Consider the following 16,719-nt stretch of genomic DNA (forward strand, 5'->3'; position numbering starts at 1 on the left):
GAGGGTCCGCGCGTCGTCATGGCCGAATGCATGTCACCGGATCATCCTGGCCCTGCGCCGTGCGGCATCAAGCGTCCGCACGATCACCGTTGCGTAAGTCCCGGAGAAGGGCGCGCACCTCGGACAGATCCGCGGCCATCGTGATCCGATCCGTGGGAAGCGTGAGCAGGGGCGGCGTGCCGTCCGGCACGACGATCACCTGCATGCCGGCAGCCCGCGCCGCCGCGATGCCGGGCGCGGAATCCTCCACGGCCACACAACGCTCCGCCGGCGTGTCGAGCGCCCTCGCCGCCTCCAGGAAGAGGGCGGGATGCGGCTTCCCGACCGCCACGTCGTCGCGGGTGACGAGGGCGGTCACCTCGTCGAGCAGGCCTGTCTTCCGCAGCGCGGCCGTGGCGGTCTCCCGTCCGGCCGAGGTCGCCACGGCCCGCGGCAGGCCTTCGCGGCGCAACTCCCCCAGAAGCTCCGCGGCGCCGGGCTTCGTTCGCAGCGTTCCGGCGAGAAGCCGCGCCTTGCGGGCGCGATAGTCTCGGAGGCAGTCCTGCCAGGGGAAGGACGGGCCGAGATGCGCGAGCACGAGCGCGCCGCGCTCCCGGCTCGAGATGCCCACGAGGCTCGCGTAGAACGCGTCCGTCACCTCGGCGCCGAGCGCCCGGACGGCGGACAGGAAGGCATCGCGATAGGCGCCTTCCGTGTCGAGCAGCGTCCCGTCCATGTCGAGGATGACGGCGGCCGGCTGCTCCGGCAGCCGCGCCCGGGCCGCCAGCGTCCGGGTGATCACACCATCCAACCCCAACGCCTCCGTCCCGCTCGGTCGCGGCGGCACGATGTCGTCGTGCCGCCGCAGGGCCAAGGGGGCGCGCAGGTCACGACGCGGCGCCCCGGTTCACTTTCGAGCTAGGGTGAGCGGCACCGCCAGAACGAAGCGGAAGCGTGAACGGGTGCGTCGGGTGGGAGTTCGGATCGCGCACAGGGCCCGTTCAATGGGTTCCCGCCGGACCGGGCACGGCGTCCCGGATACATGAAGGATGTGTCATCGAAGGGCCGAATACCCGAGGATGGCATCCAATTTGCTCTGTCGCTTGCCGAAGCCAGCGGTCCAGCAAGTCCAGAACGAATGCACGGCGCCAGCGTCGAATTGATCTCGGTGACCAAGCGCTACGGGGCGGCCCTGGCGGTGGACTCCGTTGACCTGAAAATCCCGGCGGGGGCCTATTGCTGCCTCCTCGGGCCCTCCGGCTGCGGCAAGACCACGACGCTGCGCATGATCGCGGGGCATGAGACGGCCACGGACGGCCATCTCGTGATCGGCGGCCGGGAGGTCGGGCACCTGCCGCCCGCTGCCCGCGGGACGGCGATGATGTTCCAGTCCTACGCGCTGTTCCCCCATCTCGACTGCCTGGACAACGTGGCGTTCGGCCCGCGCATGCGCGGCGTGGACAAGGCCACCCGCCGGCGCCGGGCGCGGGAGATGCTCGCGCTGGTGCAGATGGAGGCGCTGGCCCACCGCCTGCCGGCGCAGCTCTCGGGCGGGCAGCAGCAGCGCGTGGCGCTCGCCCGCGCCCTGGTCACCGAGCCCTCCGTCCTGCTGCTGGACGAGCCGCTGAGCGCGCTCGACCCCTTCCTGCGCATCCAGGTGCGGGCGGAGCTGAAGCGGCTCCAGGCCGAGCTGGGCATCACCTTCATCCACGTCACCCACAGCCAGGAGGAGGCGATGGCGCTCTCCGACCTCGTCGTGGTGATGAACAACGGCCGGATCGAGCAGGCGGCCTCGCCCCGCGAGGTCTTCGCGCGCCCCGGCACCGCCTTCGTCGCCCGCTTCATCGGCGGGCACAACGTGATCGCGCCGCCCGGCCGGGACGGGCTCGTCGCGGTGCGGACGGACCGGATCCGGCTCTCGCGGGATGGCGGGGCGGACGAAGGGGGTGGCCCGTCCCTCGCCGCCCGCGTCGAGACGGTCGAGTACCAGGGCTCCTTCGTCCAGCTCCGGCTGCGCGCGCTGGATGCCCGCGTCGCGGCCACGGAGCTCTTCGTCGTGCTGCCGGACGATGCCTTCGCCGCCCGGCCCTTCCTTGTCGACGATGACGTGACGGCCCGCTGGGCCGAGGCCGATGCCCACCCTTTGAGCGACGTGCCGCCACCAGCCCCCGCGCTGACCCTGAAGGAGCTGACTCCATGACCGACACTCCCCGCAAGCCCGCGCGCCGCGACCTGCTGCGCGCGGCGGCCGCCCTCGCCGCGACCGGCGTCGCCGCGCGCCTGGCCGCCCCGGCCGTGCACGCGCAGGAACCGGTGGTGCTGCGCTATCTCGGCACCGCCGTGAACCAGAGCGCGGAGATCGCCGCCAAGGCGCGCCAGGATATCGGCGTGACCATCGAGTACATCCCGGTCACGACGGATGACGTGATCCGCCGCGCCGTCACCCAGCCCAACACCTTCGACCTGCTGGACATGGAGTACTTCTCCGCCAAGCGCGTCGCGCCGTCCGGCAACTTGCAGGGCATCGAGGCGCGGCGCATCCGCCTGTTCGACAAGATCACGCCCGTCTTCACGCGCGGCGAGATCGGTGGCCGTGCCATCGGCGACCAGGGCACGGCGCCGAAGAAGGTGCAGTTCCTGACCGGCCGCAACGCGCGCGAATTCGCCAACGGCCCGACCGAGTGGATGTCGCTGATCCCGACGACCTACAACGCGGACACGCTGGGCATCCGCCCCGACCTCATCCGCCGGCCGATCGAGAGCTGGGCCGAGCTGCTGAACCCGCAGTTCAAGGGCAAGGCGTCCATCCTGAACATCCCCTCCATCGGCATCATGGACGCCGCGATGGTGGTGGAGGCCACGGGCGGGTACCGCTACCCCGACAAGGGCAACATGACCCGTGCCGAGATCGACCGCACGATGGCGGTGCTGACCGAGGCGAAGCGCGCCGGCCAGTTCCGCGCCTTCTGGTCCGACTTCAACGAGAGCGTGAACCTGATGGCGTCCGGCGAGACGGTCATCCAGTCCATGTGGTCCCCGGCCGTGACGAAGGTCCGCAGCCAGGGCGTGCAGTGCATCTACCAGCCCCTGAAGGAGGGCTACCGCGCCTGGGCCTCCGGCTTCGGCATGCCGCGCACGCTGGAGGGCCGCAAGCTCGACGCGGCCTATGAATTCATCAACTGGTTCCTCTCGGGCTGGGCCGGCGCCTACCTCAACCGCCAGGGCTACTATTCCGCCGTGCTCGACACCGCGAAGGAGAACATGGCGCCCTACGAGTGGGCCTTCTGGATGGAGGGCAAGCCGGCCGAGCAGGACATCAAGGCGCCCGACGGCTCCCTGCTGGAGAAGGCCGGCACGGTGCGCGACGGCGGCTCCTACGAGCAGCGGATGGGCGCGGTGGCCTGCTGGAACGCCGTGATGGACGAGAACACCTACCTCATCCGCAAGTGGAACGAGTTCATCGCGGCCTGATCGGGGGGCGGGGCGCCGGATGATGGATGCCATGACCGGCGCGCCTGTCGCGGCCCGTCCTTTGGCCGCATCGGGGGCCGCGCCGGGTTCGGCGCTGCGCCGGAGCCGGGGCGGTGCCTACTGGCAGGCGGCGCCCTTCGCGATCCTCTTCCTGCTGTTCTTCATCCTGCCGCTCCTGCTCACGATCGTGGTGTCCTTCTGGCGGTACGAGGACTACGTCCTCACGCCCGACTTCACGCTGGACAGCTACCGGGAGGTGTTCGAGGGCTGCATCGCCCGGTTGCCGGACCTCTGCGTCACCTTCTCCACCTATCTCTCCACCCTGCGCTTCGCCCTGCTGGCCTGGGTCAGCACGCTGATCCTCGGTTTCGGGATTGCCTATTTCCTGGCCTTTCATGTCCGCACCGTGCCGATGCAGATGGCGCTTTTCCTGCTCTGCACCGTGCCCTTCTGGACGTCCAACATCATCCGGATGGTCGCCTGGGTGCCGCTGCTCGGGCGGAACGGGCTGGTCAACCAGGGCCTGCAGGCCGTGGGCCTGACCCGCGCGCCGCTGGACTGGCTGCTCTACTCGGAATTCGCCGTCGTGCTGGCCTTTGTCCACCTTTACACGCTGTTCATGATGGTCCCGATCTTCAACTCCATGGCACGGATCGACCGTGCCCTGATCGAGGCGGCGCGGGACGCCGGCGCCTCGGGCTGGCAGACGCTGTGGAACGTCGTCATTCCCCTGTGCAAGCCGGGGATCGTGATCGGGTCCATCTTCGTGCTGACGATCGTGATGGGGGACTTCGTGACCGTCGGCATCATGGGCGGGCAGCAGATCGCCTCGATCGGCAAGGTCATCCAGGTGCAGATGAGCTATCTTCAGTTCCCGATCGCGGCGGCCAACGCCGTGGTGCTGCTCGGCATCGTGCTGCTGATGATCTGGGCGCTGACGCGGCTCGTGGACATCCGGCGGGAGCTGTGAGCACCCCATGAACCGCACCGGTGAGAAGCGGCCCGCCGCCTTCTGGTGGCTGGCCGCCCTGTTCGCGCTCTTCGTCCTGTTCCTCTACGGGCCGATCCTGGCGATCGTGGTGCTCTCCTTCCAGGGGCCGTCCGGGGGGCTGACCTTCCCGATGAACGGGGTCTCCACCTTCTGGTTCTCCAAGCTCTGGCAGGGCGTGGGGGTGGTGGACATCTGGGCCGCCTTCGGGCGGTCGCTGCGGCTGGGCGCGGTGGTGATGGGGCTGACGGTGCTGCTGGCGCTGCCGGCGGGGCTGGCCTTCCGCAAGCGCTTCGCCGGCCAGGGCGCGCTGTTCTACGTCGCCGTTGCCAGCCTCATCGTGCCGTCCATCGTGGTCAGCCTCGGGATCGGGCTGGAGTTCCGCATCCTGGACGACGCGGTGAAGGCGCTGGCGGAGGCCACGGGGTGGGACTTCCTCCGGGGCTACGAGACCTCGGCCGGGCTCTACACCTCGGCGCTGGGGGCGCACCTCACCTGGACGCTGCCCTTCGGTCTGCTGATCCTTTTCGCCGTCTTCAACCGCTTCAACCCGGCCTGTGAGGAGGCGGCGCGCGACCTCGGTGCCTCCCCCTGGCGCACGCTGCTCCATGTGGTACTGCCGATCATCGCGCCGTCGCTGGTGGGCGTGGCGCTGTTCGGCTTCACCCTGTCCTGGGACGAGGTGGCGCGGACCAGCCAGGCGATCGGCGGCCGCAACACCCTGCCGCTGGAGCTGCAGGGCCTCACGACCACCGTGACGACGCCGGAGATCTACGCGCTGGGCACCGTGACCACCGGCCTGTCGCTCGCGGTGATCGGGATCGCGCTGGCGGGTGTGGTGATCCTGCAGCGCCGTCGGACCGCCGCGTCGCGCCGGTCCTGACTCCGGTTCGTCCCTGTTCTGAACCGTCGGGCCCTGCTCCCCGGGGAAGGCTCTGCCTTCCCCCATTCCCTATCCGCGAGGGGGTGAACGCACCCCCTGGACCCGCGTCGAATGGAACAGATCGCGGGGTCCGGGGGCCACGTCTGGCCCCCGGCGGAGGGTCCGGGAGGCGGCGCCTCCCGGCACGGCCCCGAGGCCGGTCAGAAAAAGAACCCGGCACCGAAGCGCCAGCACGCTGATACCTCCCGCGCATCAAAGCGCCCCGTCGCCGCGGCTACTCTGCCGCGATGCCCCCCCGCATAACAGGCGCCCTGGGGAGGCACGGATGACCGACGAGAAGCTGCTGGAGGGCATCCGTGTCCTCGACCTCACCTCCGTCGTCGTCGGTCCGGCCACGACGCTGCGGCTGGTGGACCTCGGCGCCACGGTCATGAAGGTGGAGACGCCCGAGGGCGACGTGATGCGCAGCCTCGGCGGCCCGTCCCACACCGGCCGATTCTCCGGCAAGTTCCTGCACTTCAACCGCGGCAAGCGCTTCATCGCGCTGGACCTGAAGACGCCGGCGGGGCTGGAGGCGATGCACCGGCTGCTGGCCACCTGCGACGTCTTCGTCTCCAACATCCGGCCGGAGGCGCTGGCGCGGCTGGGGCTGGATGCGGAGGCCTGCCGCGCGCGGCAGCCGCGGCTGATCCACTGCAACATCACCGGCTTCGGCCCGGGCGGCCCGTATCGCGGCCTGCCGGCCTACGACACGGTGATCCAGGGGGCCTCCGGCATCACCGGGCTGACGCTCAAGCGGGACGGGGCGCCGAACTTCGTGCCGCTGCTGATCGGCGACCACACGGTTGCGGAGATCACGGCCGGCCACATCTGTGCGGCGCTGGTGCGGCGGGAGCGCAGCGGCCAGGGCGCGACGCTGGAGATCCCGATGCTGGAGACGATGGCCGCCTACAATCTGGAGGAGCATCTAGGCCCCGCGACCTTCTCGCCGCCGCTCGGGAATCCCGGCGACACGCGCGTGCTCGATCCGCACCACCGTCCCGTGGCCACGAAGGACGGCTGGATCACGCTGACCGCCAACACCGATCGACAGGCCGCGGCCTTCCTGCGCACGATCGGCCGACACGATCTGCTGGACGATCCGCGTTTCAAGACCGTGGCCGGCCGCTTCCGCCACGCGAAGGACTGGTACGGGCTGCGGGTGGATGCGTTGCGCGGGCAGGAGAGCGCGTACTGGCTGAAGGCCCTGGCCGAGGCCGACGTGCCCGCCATGCCCTGCTACGCACTGGAGCAGGTGGAGCACGACCCGCACCTGAAGGCGGTGGGCCTGCTGGTGGACGAGGAGCATCCCGAGGAGGGGCCGATCCGGAGCATCCGCCCCACGGCGCTGATCGACGGCCGGAACTACGATCTCGGCCCGCCCGCGAAGCCGATCGGCGCGGACACGGAGGCGGTGCTGGCCGAAGCCGGGCTCTCGGCCGACGAGATCGCCGCTGCGGTCGAGGGACGGCGCGGCCCGGAGGAGGCACGGGCATGAGCACGCCGGACAGCGCCGCGCCCGAGCTGATGTATGAGATCCGCGACAGGGTCGCCTATGTCACGATCAACCGCCCCGAGCGCAGCAACGCGATCGGCAGCGCCGTCCGCACCGCGCTGATCGAGGCCTTCGCCGACGCGAACGAGAACCCCGACGTCTGGGCGGTGGTGCTGACCGGCGCCGGCAGCAAGGCGTTCTGCGCCGGCGGCGACCTGAAGGAATTCGCGGCCCAGTCCGGCGGCCGCGTCTCGCACATCCCGATGACCGGTCCCGCGCGCAACCTGTACGAGACGGTGCTGGAGACCTACAAGCCGACGGTCGCGGCGCTGAACGGTGCCGCCTTCGGTGGCGGCTGCGAGCTGGCGCTGGCCTGCGACATTCGCATCGCCGCGGAGCACGCGACGCTCGCCATGCCCGAGGCGAAGCGCGGCATGGGCGGCAACTTCGCCACCGTCCTTCTGCCTCGCCTGCTGCCCCCGGCCGTGGCGATGGAGATGCTTTACCTCGGCGAGCCGATGTCGGCCGCGGATGCGCTTCGATGGGGCTTGGTGAACCGCGTGGTGCCGGCCGACCAGCTCGCCGCCACGACCGAGGAGTTCGTCCGGCGGCTGGTCGCGAATGCCCCGATCTCGCTCCGCCGGATCAAGCACACGGTGGTGAAGGGGGCGGGCCTGCCGATGGCCGCGGCCTTTCGCCTGGATGCCGGACCGAATCCCTATCTCAGCGAGGACCGGCACGAGGGCGCCCGCGCCTTCGTCGAGAAGCGCGCGCCGCGCTGGCAGGGGCGCTGACAGCGTGGCCGAAGCCTCCATCACGGTCTGCACCGTCCGCTCTACCGTCCCGCCCGCCTTCCGGGCGGAGATGGCCCATTGGCAGCGGGAGGAGCACATCCCCCGGCTGCTCGGCGTCCCCGGCTATCTCGGCGTGCAGCGCTTCGACCGGATCGGCGACGACTGCTCCTTCATGAACATCTGGACCATGCGGTCCCGCGCGGCCTTCGATTCGCCGGAGCATGATGCGGCGTCCCACACGCCCTGGCAGATCCGCATGCGGGGCCTTCGCACGGCGCAGGAGGTGGATTTCTATGAGCCGGCCGAGGGCCTGCCCTGGTCCGCCTTCCCGCCCGCCGCGGGCCGTTACCTCCTCCGGCTCGACCTCGGCCGCGCCTCCCTGGACAGGCTGGCCGCCGGGGCGGCCGCGCTGGCGCGGCACGCGGCCCTGGCCGTCCACACCCTGCGCGACACGGACCACCCCGGCCGCTTCCTCCAGCTCGCCTTCTTCGCCGGCCGTCCGTCGCTGAACGCGGCGCTGGCGGGTCCGGGACCGGATGGCGGGACGCTCAGCGGCTACCGCGCCGTGACGCCGCCGCTCCGGGCCGACGATCCGGCGTGGCGGGAGCTTCCGCCGGATCCGGGCTGAGCGCCGGCGCGGCGGACAGGGCGGCGCGGAGCCGGGCGGCCAGGGCGCGGCGCAGCGCCTCCGCGGGCGGCGATACGGGCTCTCCCGCCCGCCGGACGATGCCGATGCGCCGCACGAGATGCGGCGCCTCCAGCGCGACGGCGGAGAGGCGCCCCGCATACTCCGCCGGCAGGGACAGGCGCGGCAGGATGGTGGCGCCGACCCCCGCGGCGACGAGGCCGATGGCCGTCGTGATCCGCTGCACCTCGTAGCGCCAGGACAGGTCCTCCCCGATCTCCGCCCGCGCGTCGTCCAGCACGCGGCGATAGCCGGCCAGCGGCCCCGGCGCGATCAGCGCCAGACCCTTCAGGTCGCGCCAGCCGACCGTGCCCGCGCCGGCGAGCGCGTGGCCGGCCGGCAGGACGAGCACGAGCCGGTCCTCCCCGAGCAGGTCATGGGTCAGGCCAGGCTCCGCGATGCCGACCTGCGTGACGGCGAAGTCCACCGTGCCGTTGGCCACCAGGCGCAGCAGGTCCGCCGCGGAATCGTCGATGATGCGCACGAAGACGCCAGGCCGCCGCCGCTCGAACTCGCGCAGCGCCGCGGGCAGCACGACCGTGGCCAGTGTCGGCAGGCAGCCGAGGCTGACGGTCGGGCGGCCGTAATGCGTCTCCTGCTGGACGCGGCGGATCGCGCCCTCGATCGCGTCCACATGCTCCCGCAGGCCGGGAAGCAGTCTCTGTCCCGCCTCGCTCAGATGCAGCCGGCGACCGGAGCGGAGGAAGAGCCGGATGCCGAGATCGGCCTCCAGCCGCTGGATGCGGCGGGAGAGCGCGGCCTGGGAGAGTTGCAGGTGGCGGGCCGCCGCGTGGACGGTGCCGAACTCGGCCACCGCCAGCAGGGATTTGAGGCCGGGCATGTCCAGCATGGCGGGCCGCTTAATGCGCCGGCTGCATCAAACCGGCAAGATCCGGCGCTGTGCGGCGGTCGGCGGGGCGGATAGCGTCCCGGCCGCCGAGGACGCGTCATGAAACGCGCCCGGCCGATTCGGGAGAACGTCCATGGTGAGGCAGCTTCTGCTTTCCCTGTGCTGCGTGGCGAGCCTGCTCGCCGCCCGGCCCGCCGCGGCCGAATACCCGGACCGGCCGATCCGCCTCATCCTGCCCTTCACCCCGGGCGGCGTGGTGGACGTGGTGGCGCGCCACATCCAGACCCGCGTCAGCGAGCTGATGGGTCAGCAGGTCGTGATCGACAACCGCGGCGGCGGCGGCGGCGTGGTCGCGACCCAGGCGCTGCTCGCCGCGCCGGCGGATGGCTACACCGCCCTGGTCGTCACGCCGAACCACACAGCGAACGCGGTGCTCGCCCCGAACCTGCCCTATGACACGGCGCGGGACTTCGCCTCGGTCTCCCTGGTCGCGGAGATGCCGGGGGTGCTGGCGGTGAATGCGCGCCTGCCCGTGCGGACCGTGGCGGAGTTCCTGGACCACGCGCGGCGCAACCGGCTCTCCTACTCCTCCGCGGGCTCCGGGACTTTTCCGCACCTGACGATGGAGCTGCTGCTCGCGCGCTCCGGCGTGCAGATGATCCACGTGCCCTATCGCGGCGCCGCGCAGGCGATGACCGACCTCGTCGCCGGCGTGGTGGACGCGAAGATGGATGTCTATGCCACCTCCATCCCGCACGCCCGCGCCGGCACGATCCGGATCATCGCGGTCACCAGCCCCACCCGCATCCCGCAGCTTCCCGAGGTGCCCGCCCTCGCGGAGGCCGGCTTCCCCGGTTACGACGTCGGCTTCTTCATCGGCGTCGTGGTGCGCGCGAACACGCCGGAGACGATCCGCGCGCGGATGGAGCAAGCCTTCGTCGCCGCCGTGAACGACGAGATGCGCCGCGACCTGGAGACGCGCGGCATCCGCGCCGTCGGCGGCGGCAGCGCGGAGCTCGACGCGCTGATCCGCCGGGAGTTGGTCCAGTGGGGCGACCTCGTCCGCACGAACAACCTGCGGCCGGACTGACCCGGCCGGCATCCCTGGAGCAGCGCCGCATGCCCTTCCTGACCCAGCCGCCCGATCCGAACCCGCGCGCCCCGCGGCTGAAGCTGCCCCCTGGATCGGTGGACTGCCACATCCACCTCTTCGGGCCCTCCGCGCGCTACAGCTTCCACCCGAACACGAAGTATACCACCGCGGACGCGCTGCCCGAGACCTACTTCGCGCTGCAGGACGTGGTCGGGCTGAGCCGCGCCGTGCTGGTGAGCGGCGGCGGCTACGGCACGGACATGACGCATCTCGTGGACACGCTCACCCGCTTTGGGAATCGGCTCCGCGGCATCGCGCTGGTGGACCCCGACGTGACCGACGCGCGGCTGGACGAGCTGCACCGGCTGGGCGTGCGCGGCATCCGCTTCAGCACCGCCGGCCATGGCGGCGCCCTGCCGCGGTTGAACGCGATGACAGCGGCGCGTGCCCATGCCCGCGGCTGGCACGTGCAGTTCTACCCCCACGGCCCGGAGCTGCCGGACTTCGCGGATCAGCTGCTGGCCCTGCCGAATACGATCGTGCTGGACCACTTCGCCAGCGTGGACCGTGTGGACGGCCCGGCCTTCGCGACCTTGCTGCGGATGCTCGACACCGGCCGGGTCTGGGTGAAGCTGTCCGGACCGATGCGCTGCACGCTGGAGGAGCCGCCCTACCCCTCCATCACGCCGATCGCGCGCGCCCTGGTGGCCCATGCGCCGGAGCGGCTGGTGTGGGGCACGGATTGGCCGCATGTGAACATGAACGACCGCACCATGCCGAATGACGGCGACCTAGTGGACCTGATCGCCGAGTGGATTCCGGACGAGGCGATGCGTCGCCGTATCCTCGTCGAGAATCCGAAAGTGCTTTACGGGTTCGAGTGATCCTGCCGGTCGGGTGACGGCCGCCTCGGGGGAGGGAGAAGGAATTCTCCCTCCCCCGAACCCCCACGCTCATCTTCTCTTGTCAGGCTGCCGCGGAAGGCGGAGAGGGGAGAGCCCGTTTCCGCCTTCCGCGGCAGCCTGACAAAACAAGAAGAGAGGGGGCCGGGGGAGAGAATTCCTTCTCTCCCCCGGAGTCGCCCGTGCGCCGATTCAGCCTGCCTCTCCGATCAGCGCCTCGATCGGGATCGGGAAGCGGCGGACACGAACGCCCGTGGCGTGCCAGACCGCGTTGGCGATCGCCCCGGCCGTGCCGGTGATCCCGATCTCCCCGACGCCCTTGATGCCGAGCGCGTTCACGTGGGGATCGTGCTCCTCGACGAGGATGGCCTCGATCGAGGGGACATCCGCGTTCACCGGCACGTGGTACTCGCCGAGGTTGGCATTCATGATCCGGCCGGTCCGGTGATCCGTCACCGCGTGCTCGTGCAGGGCGAAGGACACGCCCCAGATCATGCCGCCGAGGTACTGGCTCTCCACCAGCCGGGGGTTGACGACCGTGCCGGCCGCGAAGGCGCCCACCAGGCGGGTCACGCGCATCTGCCCGAGCTCCGGGTCCACCTTCACCTCGGCGAAAACCGCGCCGTGGGAGTGGCTGGCGAAGCGCTCCTGCACGGCCGGGTCCATCGCGCCGGTGCCGCGCCCCTCGATCTCGTCCAGGCCGGCGCGCGCGAGGATGTCGGCGTAGCTCTCGCCGCGGCTCTCGTCGTCGCGCCGGACCAGGCGGCCGCCGCGCGCCACCACGCCGACATTGCCGGCGCCGTGGAGCGGCGAGCGCGCGTCGCCCATGGCGAGTTCCGCCAGCTTGGCGACGACGTCCTCGCCGGCACCTCGCAGGGCGGCGCCGGCGGTCGCGGTGTGCGCCGAGCCGCCGGCGATGCCGGCATCCGGCAGGTCGGAGCGTCCGGAGCGGAACTCCAACTGGTCGAGTTCGAGCCCGAGGCTGTCCGCGGCGATCTGGGCGAGCGCGGTCCAGGCGCCCTGGCCCATGTCATGGGCCCCCGTCTCGGCCAGGCCGGTGCCGTCGCGCCGCAGCACGGCCCGCGCGTGGCCCTGCATCATCAGGGCGGGGAAGGTGGCGGTGCCCACGCCCCAGCCGACCAGCAGCCCGTCCTTGTCCCGCATCGTCCGCGGCTTCAGCGGGCGGCCCGCCCAGCCGAAGCGCGCGGCGCCCTGCGCGTAGCACTCGCGCAGCGCCTTGGAGGAGAAGGGCTTGCCGGACATCGGCTCCACCTCCGCGTAGTTCCGCAGCCGGAACTCCAGCGGGTCGAGGCCGAGCGCCTCCGCCATCTCGTCCATCGCACTCTCCAGCGCGATGCTGCCGCTCGCCTCGCCCGGGGCGCGCATGAACATCGGGGTGCCGGTGTCCAGCCGCACCGCGTCGCTCGTCGTCGCGATGGCGGGGCTGGCGTAGAGCGTGTGCGAGACGCCGCCGGAGGGCTCGAAGAACTCGTCGAAGCGGCTGGTCGCGGTGCGGGTGTGGTGGTGCAGGGCGGTCAGCGCCCCGGTCCCGTCGGCGCCCAGGCGCAGCGTCTGCCGCGTCGGCGCGCGATGGCCGACGGGGCCGTACATGTGCTCCCGGCGCAGCACCAGCTTCACCGGCCGCCCGACCAGCCGCGCCGCGAGGATGCCGAGCATCTGCGGCCCGGTGATGATGCCCTTCGACCCGAAGCCGCCGCCGAGGAAGGGGCTGCGGATGAGGATGCCCTCCGGCGCGATGCCGAGAAGCTCAGCGATCCGCGCCACCGCAAAGGCGAGGCCCTGACTCGGCGTGTCGATCTCCAGCCGATCGCCGTCCCAGGCCGCGACGATGGCGTGCGGCTCCATCGCGTTGTGATACTGGGCGGGCGTCTCGTAGGTCGCGCCGATGCGCGTCCTCGCTCCGGCCAGTCCTCCCTCGACGTCGCCGTGCCGCATCTCCGCCGGATCGCCGACACCGACCGCGGGCGGGACGAAGACCGCGCCGTCGTCCAGTTCCGTGCTGACGGGCTCGGCCTCCACACGCGGGGCGAGCAGCGCGGCGCCCTCCGTCGCGGCCTCCAGCGTCTCCGCGATCACCACGGCCACGGGCTGGCCGGCGTAGCGGACGTGGTCGTTCTGCAGCACGTCCAGGCGGAAGGCGAAGGGGTTCGTCTTCTTGTCGGGATCCACGACCAGCGCCGGCCGGTTGGCGGAGGTCATCACCTCGACCACGCCGGGATGGGCCCTGGCGGCGGCCACGTCGAGGCCGACCAGACGGCCACGGCCGATGGGGCTGACGGCCATGACGGCGTGCAGCAAGCCCGGCGGGTTGTTGTCGGCGGCATAGGTCGCCCGCCCCGTCACCTTCAGCGGGCCGTCGCGGCGGGTGAGGGGCTGGCCGATGCTGGAGCCGTGCCGGACATGAATGGCGGTCTCAGCCATGGAGGACAGCTCCGGGAGCAAGGGGAGAGGCGGGCAGGGCAGGCAGGCGCTCCGGCGTGCCGGCGGCCGCGAGGGCGAGGGCCCGGGCGGCGATCCGGCGCGCGAGCTCGATCTTGAAGGCGTTGTCGCCGGAGGGGCGGGCTCCCTCCAGCGCCGCCTCGGCCGCGCGGCGGAAGCTCGCGGCGTCCGGCCGGGCGCCGGACAGCGCCGCCTCGGCCGCGCGGGCGCGCCACGGCTTCAGTGCCACGCCGCCGAGCGACAGCCGGGCCTCCGCGATCACGCCGTCCTCGATCCGCAGCGCGGCCGCGGCGGAGACGACGGCGAAGGCGTAGGAGGTGCGCTCCCGCAGCTTCACGTAGCGGGCATGGGGGGCGAAGCGCGCGGCCTCCGCCGGCAGGCGCAGCGCCACGACCAGCTCGCCGGGCGAAAGGACGCTCTCGCGCTCCGGAGTCTCGCCGGGCAAGCGGTGGAACTCCTCCAGCGCCACCTCGCGCCGGCCTGCGGGACCCTCGATCTCGACGACGGCGTCCAGCGCCACGAGCGGCACGCAGAAGTCGGAGGGATGGGTGGCGATGCAGTGCTCGCTCCAGCCGAGCACGGCGTGCAGGCGGTTCTCGCCGCCCCGCGCGTCGCAGCCGGCGCCGGGGTCGCGCTTGTTGCAGGCACTGGCGGGGTCATAGAAATACGCGCAGCGCGTGCGCTGCAGAAGGTTGCCGCCCACCGTGGCCGCATTGCGCAGCTGCGCGGAAGCGCCCGAGAGCAGCGCCTCCGCCACCGCCGGGAAGCGGCGGCTGAAATCCGGGTCGTGTGCGAGTTCGGCGTTGCGCACCCGCGCGCCGATCCGCAGGCCGCCATCCGGTAGGGACTCGATCCCGTCCAGGCCGGGCAGGCGGCTGACATCCACCAGCCGTGCCGGGCGGACGACGCCGCCCTTCATCAGGTCAAGCAGGTTGGTGCCGGCGGCGAGATAGGCGCTGCCCGGCATCGCGGCGGCGGCGACCGCCTCCGCCACCGTCGTGGGGCGGATGTAGTCGAAGCGGTTCATGCAGCCTCCTTCCGGCCGGAAGCGGCCATCTGCCGCTGGGCGTCCAGCACGGCCTCCGTGATGCCCTTGTAGGCGGCGCAGCGGCAGAGATTGCCGCTCATCGCCTCCCGCACGCGCTCGGGGTCGTCGCCCGCCTGGCCCTCGGCGATCAGGCCCACCGCGCTCATGATCTGGCCGGGGGTGCAGAAGCCGCACTGGAAGGCGTCGTGCGCGACGAAGGCGGCCTGCACGGGGTGCAGCGCGTCCCCGTCCGAGAGACCTTCGATCGTCAACACCTCCGCGCCGTCATGGCTGACCGCCAGGGCGAGGCAGGAGTTCACGCGCCGGCCGTCGACCAGCACGGTGCAGGCGCCGCACTGGCCGCGGTCGCACCCCTTCTTCGTGCCGGTCAGGTCCAGGCGCTCCCGCAGCAGGTCGAGCAGAGTGACCCGCGGGTCGTCCAGCTCGATGCTTCTTCGGGCGCCGTTGATGGTCAGCGAGATCGACAGGCTCATGCAGGCCTCCGGTGGCGGCTTCTCGGTGTGGTGACCCGCGCGCCAGCGATGCTTCGGCCGGCCGTGTCGGCAGCCGGTGGCGGTTCGCGATGCGACAGGTTTGCGGCTACTGCGTTCAAAGGCTGCACACCGGGGGATTCTGATCCCGCTACCGGCACAGCTGTCCGTATTATGCGGAGGGTCCCTCCGTTTACAAGGGGCGGGAGGTGAAGCCTTCGTGAGCACGGAACGATCCGTCGGGCGATCGCGCAGGCCGCGGGCGGATGCCGTCCGCAACCGCGAGCGCGTGCTCGAGGCGGCGAAGGCCGTGTTCAGCCGGGGCGGCGGGAGCGCGAGCCTCGAGGCGGTGGCGCGGGAGGCCGGCGTCGGGATCGGCACGCTGTACCGCCATTTCCCGACCCGCGAGGCGCTGTACGAGGCGGTCTACCGGCGCGAGGTGGAACAGCTCGTGGAACTGGCGGCCGCGCTGCGGGCGGAGCCGAGCCCGGTCGAGGCGCTGCGCCGCTGGCTGCGGGCGAATGTGGAGTTCGTCGCGACGAAGAAGGGCATGGTGGCGGCGCTCGCCCTCGCGGCGCAGAGCTCGTCCCACCTCATCGCCTACTCGCTCGATCGGCTGACGCAGGCCCTGGGCGAACTGATGCGGCGCGCGGCCGCGGCCGGCGAGATCCGGGCGGACGTCGCGCCACAGGACGCGCTGCGCGCCCTGATCGGGATCTGCTACGCGCAGGAGGGCCCGGACTGGCAGGACAGCGTGCTGCGCCTGCTCGATGTCCTGCTGGACGGGCTGCGGCACGGCGCCGCCCGACCCCTCACGGCGGGCTGCGTGGCCGGGGAGCGATGACGCCGTCCTGATCCCGCACGGCGGCGCGCCGCGTCAGCCCGGCGCGGAGACCTCAACCCGGCCGGGAGGCCTCCGGCGAGAGACCCCATTGCGCGCGCTGGCGGGCCGCGTGCTGCGCCAGCTCCTCGGTGCGGGCGATCTCCTCGTTGAAGCCCATCAGCCTGAAATCCGTCATCCGCATGGGATAGAGGACGCCGTCGAGATGGTCGTTCTCGTGCTGGACGACGCCGGCGTGGAAGCCCTCCACCTCGGCGGCGATCGTGCGCCCGTCGCAGTCCACGCCGGTGTAGCGGACCCGCTTGTAGCGCGGCACGGCGGCGCGCAGGCCGGGGATGGAGAGGCAGCCCTCCCAGCGCAGGTGCTTCTCCTCCCCGACCGGCTCGACGACCGGGTTGATCAGGACGGTGTTGCCGACCACCCTGTCGTCGGGCGCGCCGCTCGACCGATCGGGCCGGACGCGGAACACGAAGAGCCGCAGCGGAACATGCACCTGCGGCGCGGCGAGGCCGGCCCCGGGCGCGTCCTCCATCGTCTCGAACATGTCCTGCACGAGGCGCCGGATCTCCGGCGCGCCGGGATCGGGCACGGGCTGGCAGCGCTCGAGCAGGACGGGGTGGCCCATGCGGGCGATCTTCAGGACGGTCATCGGGGACCGGTATAGCGCGTCCGCGTCCCCGGATCAGGTGCGACGGTCCGGGGAAGGAACCCGCCCGCTCCC

16 protein-coding genes are annotated in these 16,719 nt (G+C 71.9%); 10 read left to right on the plus strand and 6 right to left on the minus strand.

Annotated features, from left to right (window positions below):
- Positions 1-67: 67 nt before the first annotated feature.
- Positions 68-781, minus strand: a complete 714-nt coding sequence (locus ACP6CK_RS20085) for an HAD family hydrolase (RefSeq protein ID WP_426959954.1) — start codon at positions 779-781, stop codon at positions 68-70.
- A gap of 366 nt (positions 782-1,147) precedes the next feature.
- Here ACP6CK_RS20085 and ACP6CK_RS20090 point away from each other — a divergent pair, with 366 nt between their 5' ends.
- The 7 genes from ACP6CK_RS20090 to ACP6CK_RS20120 all read left to right on the plus strand — a co-directional run bounded on the left by ACP6CK_RS20090 (position 1,148) and on the right by ACP6CK_RS20120 (position 8,277).
- Positions 1,148-2,179: an ABC transporter ATP-binding protein gene (locus ACP6CK_RS20090; protein ID WP_426955081.1), complete on the plus strand. Its 1,032-nt coding sequence runs from the start codon at positions 1,148-1,150 to the stop codon at positions 2,177-2,179.
- Positions 2,176-3,450: an ABC transporter substrate-binding protein gene (locus ACP6CK_RS20095; protein WP_426955082.1), complete on the plus strand. Its 1,275-nt coding sequence runs from the start codon at positions 2,176-2,178 to the stop codon at positions 3,448-3,450. The genes ACP6CK_RS20090 and ACP6CK_RS20095 overlap by 4 nt, the downstream gene beginning before the upstream one ends.
- 31 nt (positions 3,451-3,481) lie before the next feature.
- Complete coding sequence (locus ACP6CK_RS20100) at positions 3,482-4,420, plus strand: ABC transporter permease (protein WP_426955083.1); 939 nt, start codon at positions 3,482-3,484, stop codon at positions 4,418-4,420.
- Between the two features lie 7 nt (positions 4,421-4,427).
- On the plus strand, positions 4,428-5,321 hold the full coding sequence (locus ACP6CK_RS20105) for an ABC transporter permease (protein WP_426955084.1): 894 nt from the start codon (positions 4,428-4,430) through the stop codon (positions 5,319-5,321).
- A 325-nt stretch (positions 5,322-5,646) separates the two neighbouring features.
- Positions 5,647-6,858 (plus strand): CaiB/BaiF CoA transferase family protein, encoded by a 1,212-nt coding sequence (locus ACP6CK_RS20110; RefSeq protein ID WP_426955085.1) that lies wholly within the window; start codon positions 5,647-5,649, stop codon positions 6,856-6,858.
- Positions 6,855-7,649: an enoyl-CoA hydratase/isomerase family protein gene (locus tag ACP6CK_RS20115; protein ID WP_426955086.1), complete on the plus strand. Its 795-nt coding sequence runs from the start codon at positions 6,855-6,857 to the stop codon at positions 7,647-7,649. The genes ACP6CK_RS20110 and ACP6CK_RS20115 overlap by 4 nt, the downstream gene beginning before the upstream one ends.
- A 4-nt stretch (positions 7,650-7,653) precedes the next feature.
- Complete coding sequence (locus tag ACP6CK_RS20120; protein WP_426955087.1) at positions 7,654-8,277, plus strand: hypothetical protein; 624 nt, start codon at positions 7,654-7,656, stop codon at positions 8,275-8,277.
- Here the strand turns inward: ACP6CK_RS20120 and ACP6CK_RS20125 are convergent.
- The gene (locus ACP6CK_RS20125; RefSeq protein WP_426955088.1) at positions 8,198-9,184 is read right to left on the minus strand and encodes a LysR family transcriptional regulator; all 987 of its coding nucleotides are present in this window, start codon (positions 9,182-9,184) and stop codon (positions 8,198-8,200) included. The genes ACP6CK_RS20120 and ACP6CK_RS20125 overlap by 80 nt on opposite strands.
- Before the next feature lie 133 nt (positions 9,185-9,317).
- On the opposite strand from ACP6CK_RS20125, the gene ACP6CK_RS20130 reads away from it, so the two are divergent.
- Positions 9,318-10,274 (plus strand): Bug family tripartite tricarboxylate transporter substrate binding protein, encoded by a 957-nt coding sequence (locus tag ACP6CK_RS20130; protein WP_426955089.1) that lies wholly within the window; start codon positions 9,318-9,320, stop codon positions 10,272-10,274.
- 29 nt (positions 10,275-10,303) lie between these two features.
- Complete coding sequence (locus tag ACP6CK_RS20135; protein WP_426955090.1) at positions 10,304-11,161, plus strand: amidohydrolase family protein; 858 nt, start codon at positions 10,304-10,306, stop codon at positions 11,159-11,161.
- 210 nt (positions 11,162-11,371) lie between these two features.
- Here the strand turns inward: ACP6CK_RS20135 and ACP6CK_RS20140 are convergent, their stop codons facing one another.
- Genes ACP6CK_RS20140 through ACP6CK_RS20150 form a run of 3 tightly spaced genes read right to left on the minus strand, consistent with a single transcriptional unit; the run spans position 11,372 to position 15,160 of the window.
- Entirely contained in the window at positions 11,372-13,621 is a 2,250-nt protein-coding gene (locus ACP6CK_RS20140; RefSeq protein ID WP_426955091.1) for a xanthine dehydrogenase family protein molybdopterin-binding subunit, read from the minus strand.
- Positions 13,614-14,666, minus strand: coding sequence for an FAD binding domain-containing protein (locus tag ACP6CK_RS20145; protein WP_426955092.1), 1,053 nt, complete (start codon positions 14,664-14,666; stop codon positions 13,614-13,616). Before ACP6CK_RS20145 ends, ACP6CK_RS20140 begins: the two co-directional genes overlap by 8 nt.
- Positions 14,663-15,160 (minus strand): (2Fe-2S)-binding protein, encoded by a 498-nt coding sequence (locus tag ACP6CK_RS20150; protein WP_426955093.1) that lies wholly within the window; start codon positions 15,158-15,160, stop codon positions 14,663-14,665. The genes ACP6CK_RS20145 and ACP6CK_RS20150 overlap by 4 nt, the downstream gene beginning before the upstream one ends.
- Before the next feature lie 217 nt (positions 15,161-15,377).
- Between ACP6CK_RS20150 and ACP6CK_RS20155 the strand changes: the two genes are divergently transcribed.
- Positions 15,378-16,001: a TetR/AcrR family transcriptional regulator gene (locus ACP6CK_RS20155; protein ID WP_426955094.1), complete on the plus strand. Its 624-nt coding sequence runs from the start codon at positions 15,378-15,380 to the stop codon at positions 15,999-16,001.
- Positions 16,002-16,053: 52 nt separating this feature from the next.
- On the opposite strand, the gene def is transcribed toward ACP6CK_RS20155, so the two are convergent.
- On the minus strand, positions 16,054-16,647 hold the full coding sequence (gene def, locus ACP6CK_RS20160; RefSeq protein ID WP_426955095.1) for a peptide deformylase: 594 nt from the start codon (positions 16,645-16,647) through the stop codon (positions 16,054-16,056).
- Between the last annotated feature and the right edge of the window lie 72 nt (positions 16,648-16,719).

It is taken from the genome of Muricoccus radiodurans (assembly GCF_050154705.1).
In the GTDB taxonomy this organism is placed as follows: domain Bacteria; phylum Pseudomonadota; class Alphaproteobacteria; order Acetobacterales; family Acetobacteraceae; genus Roseomonas; species Roseomonas radiodurans.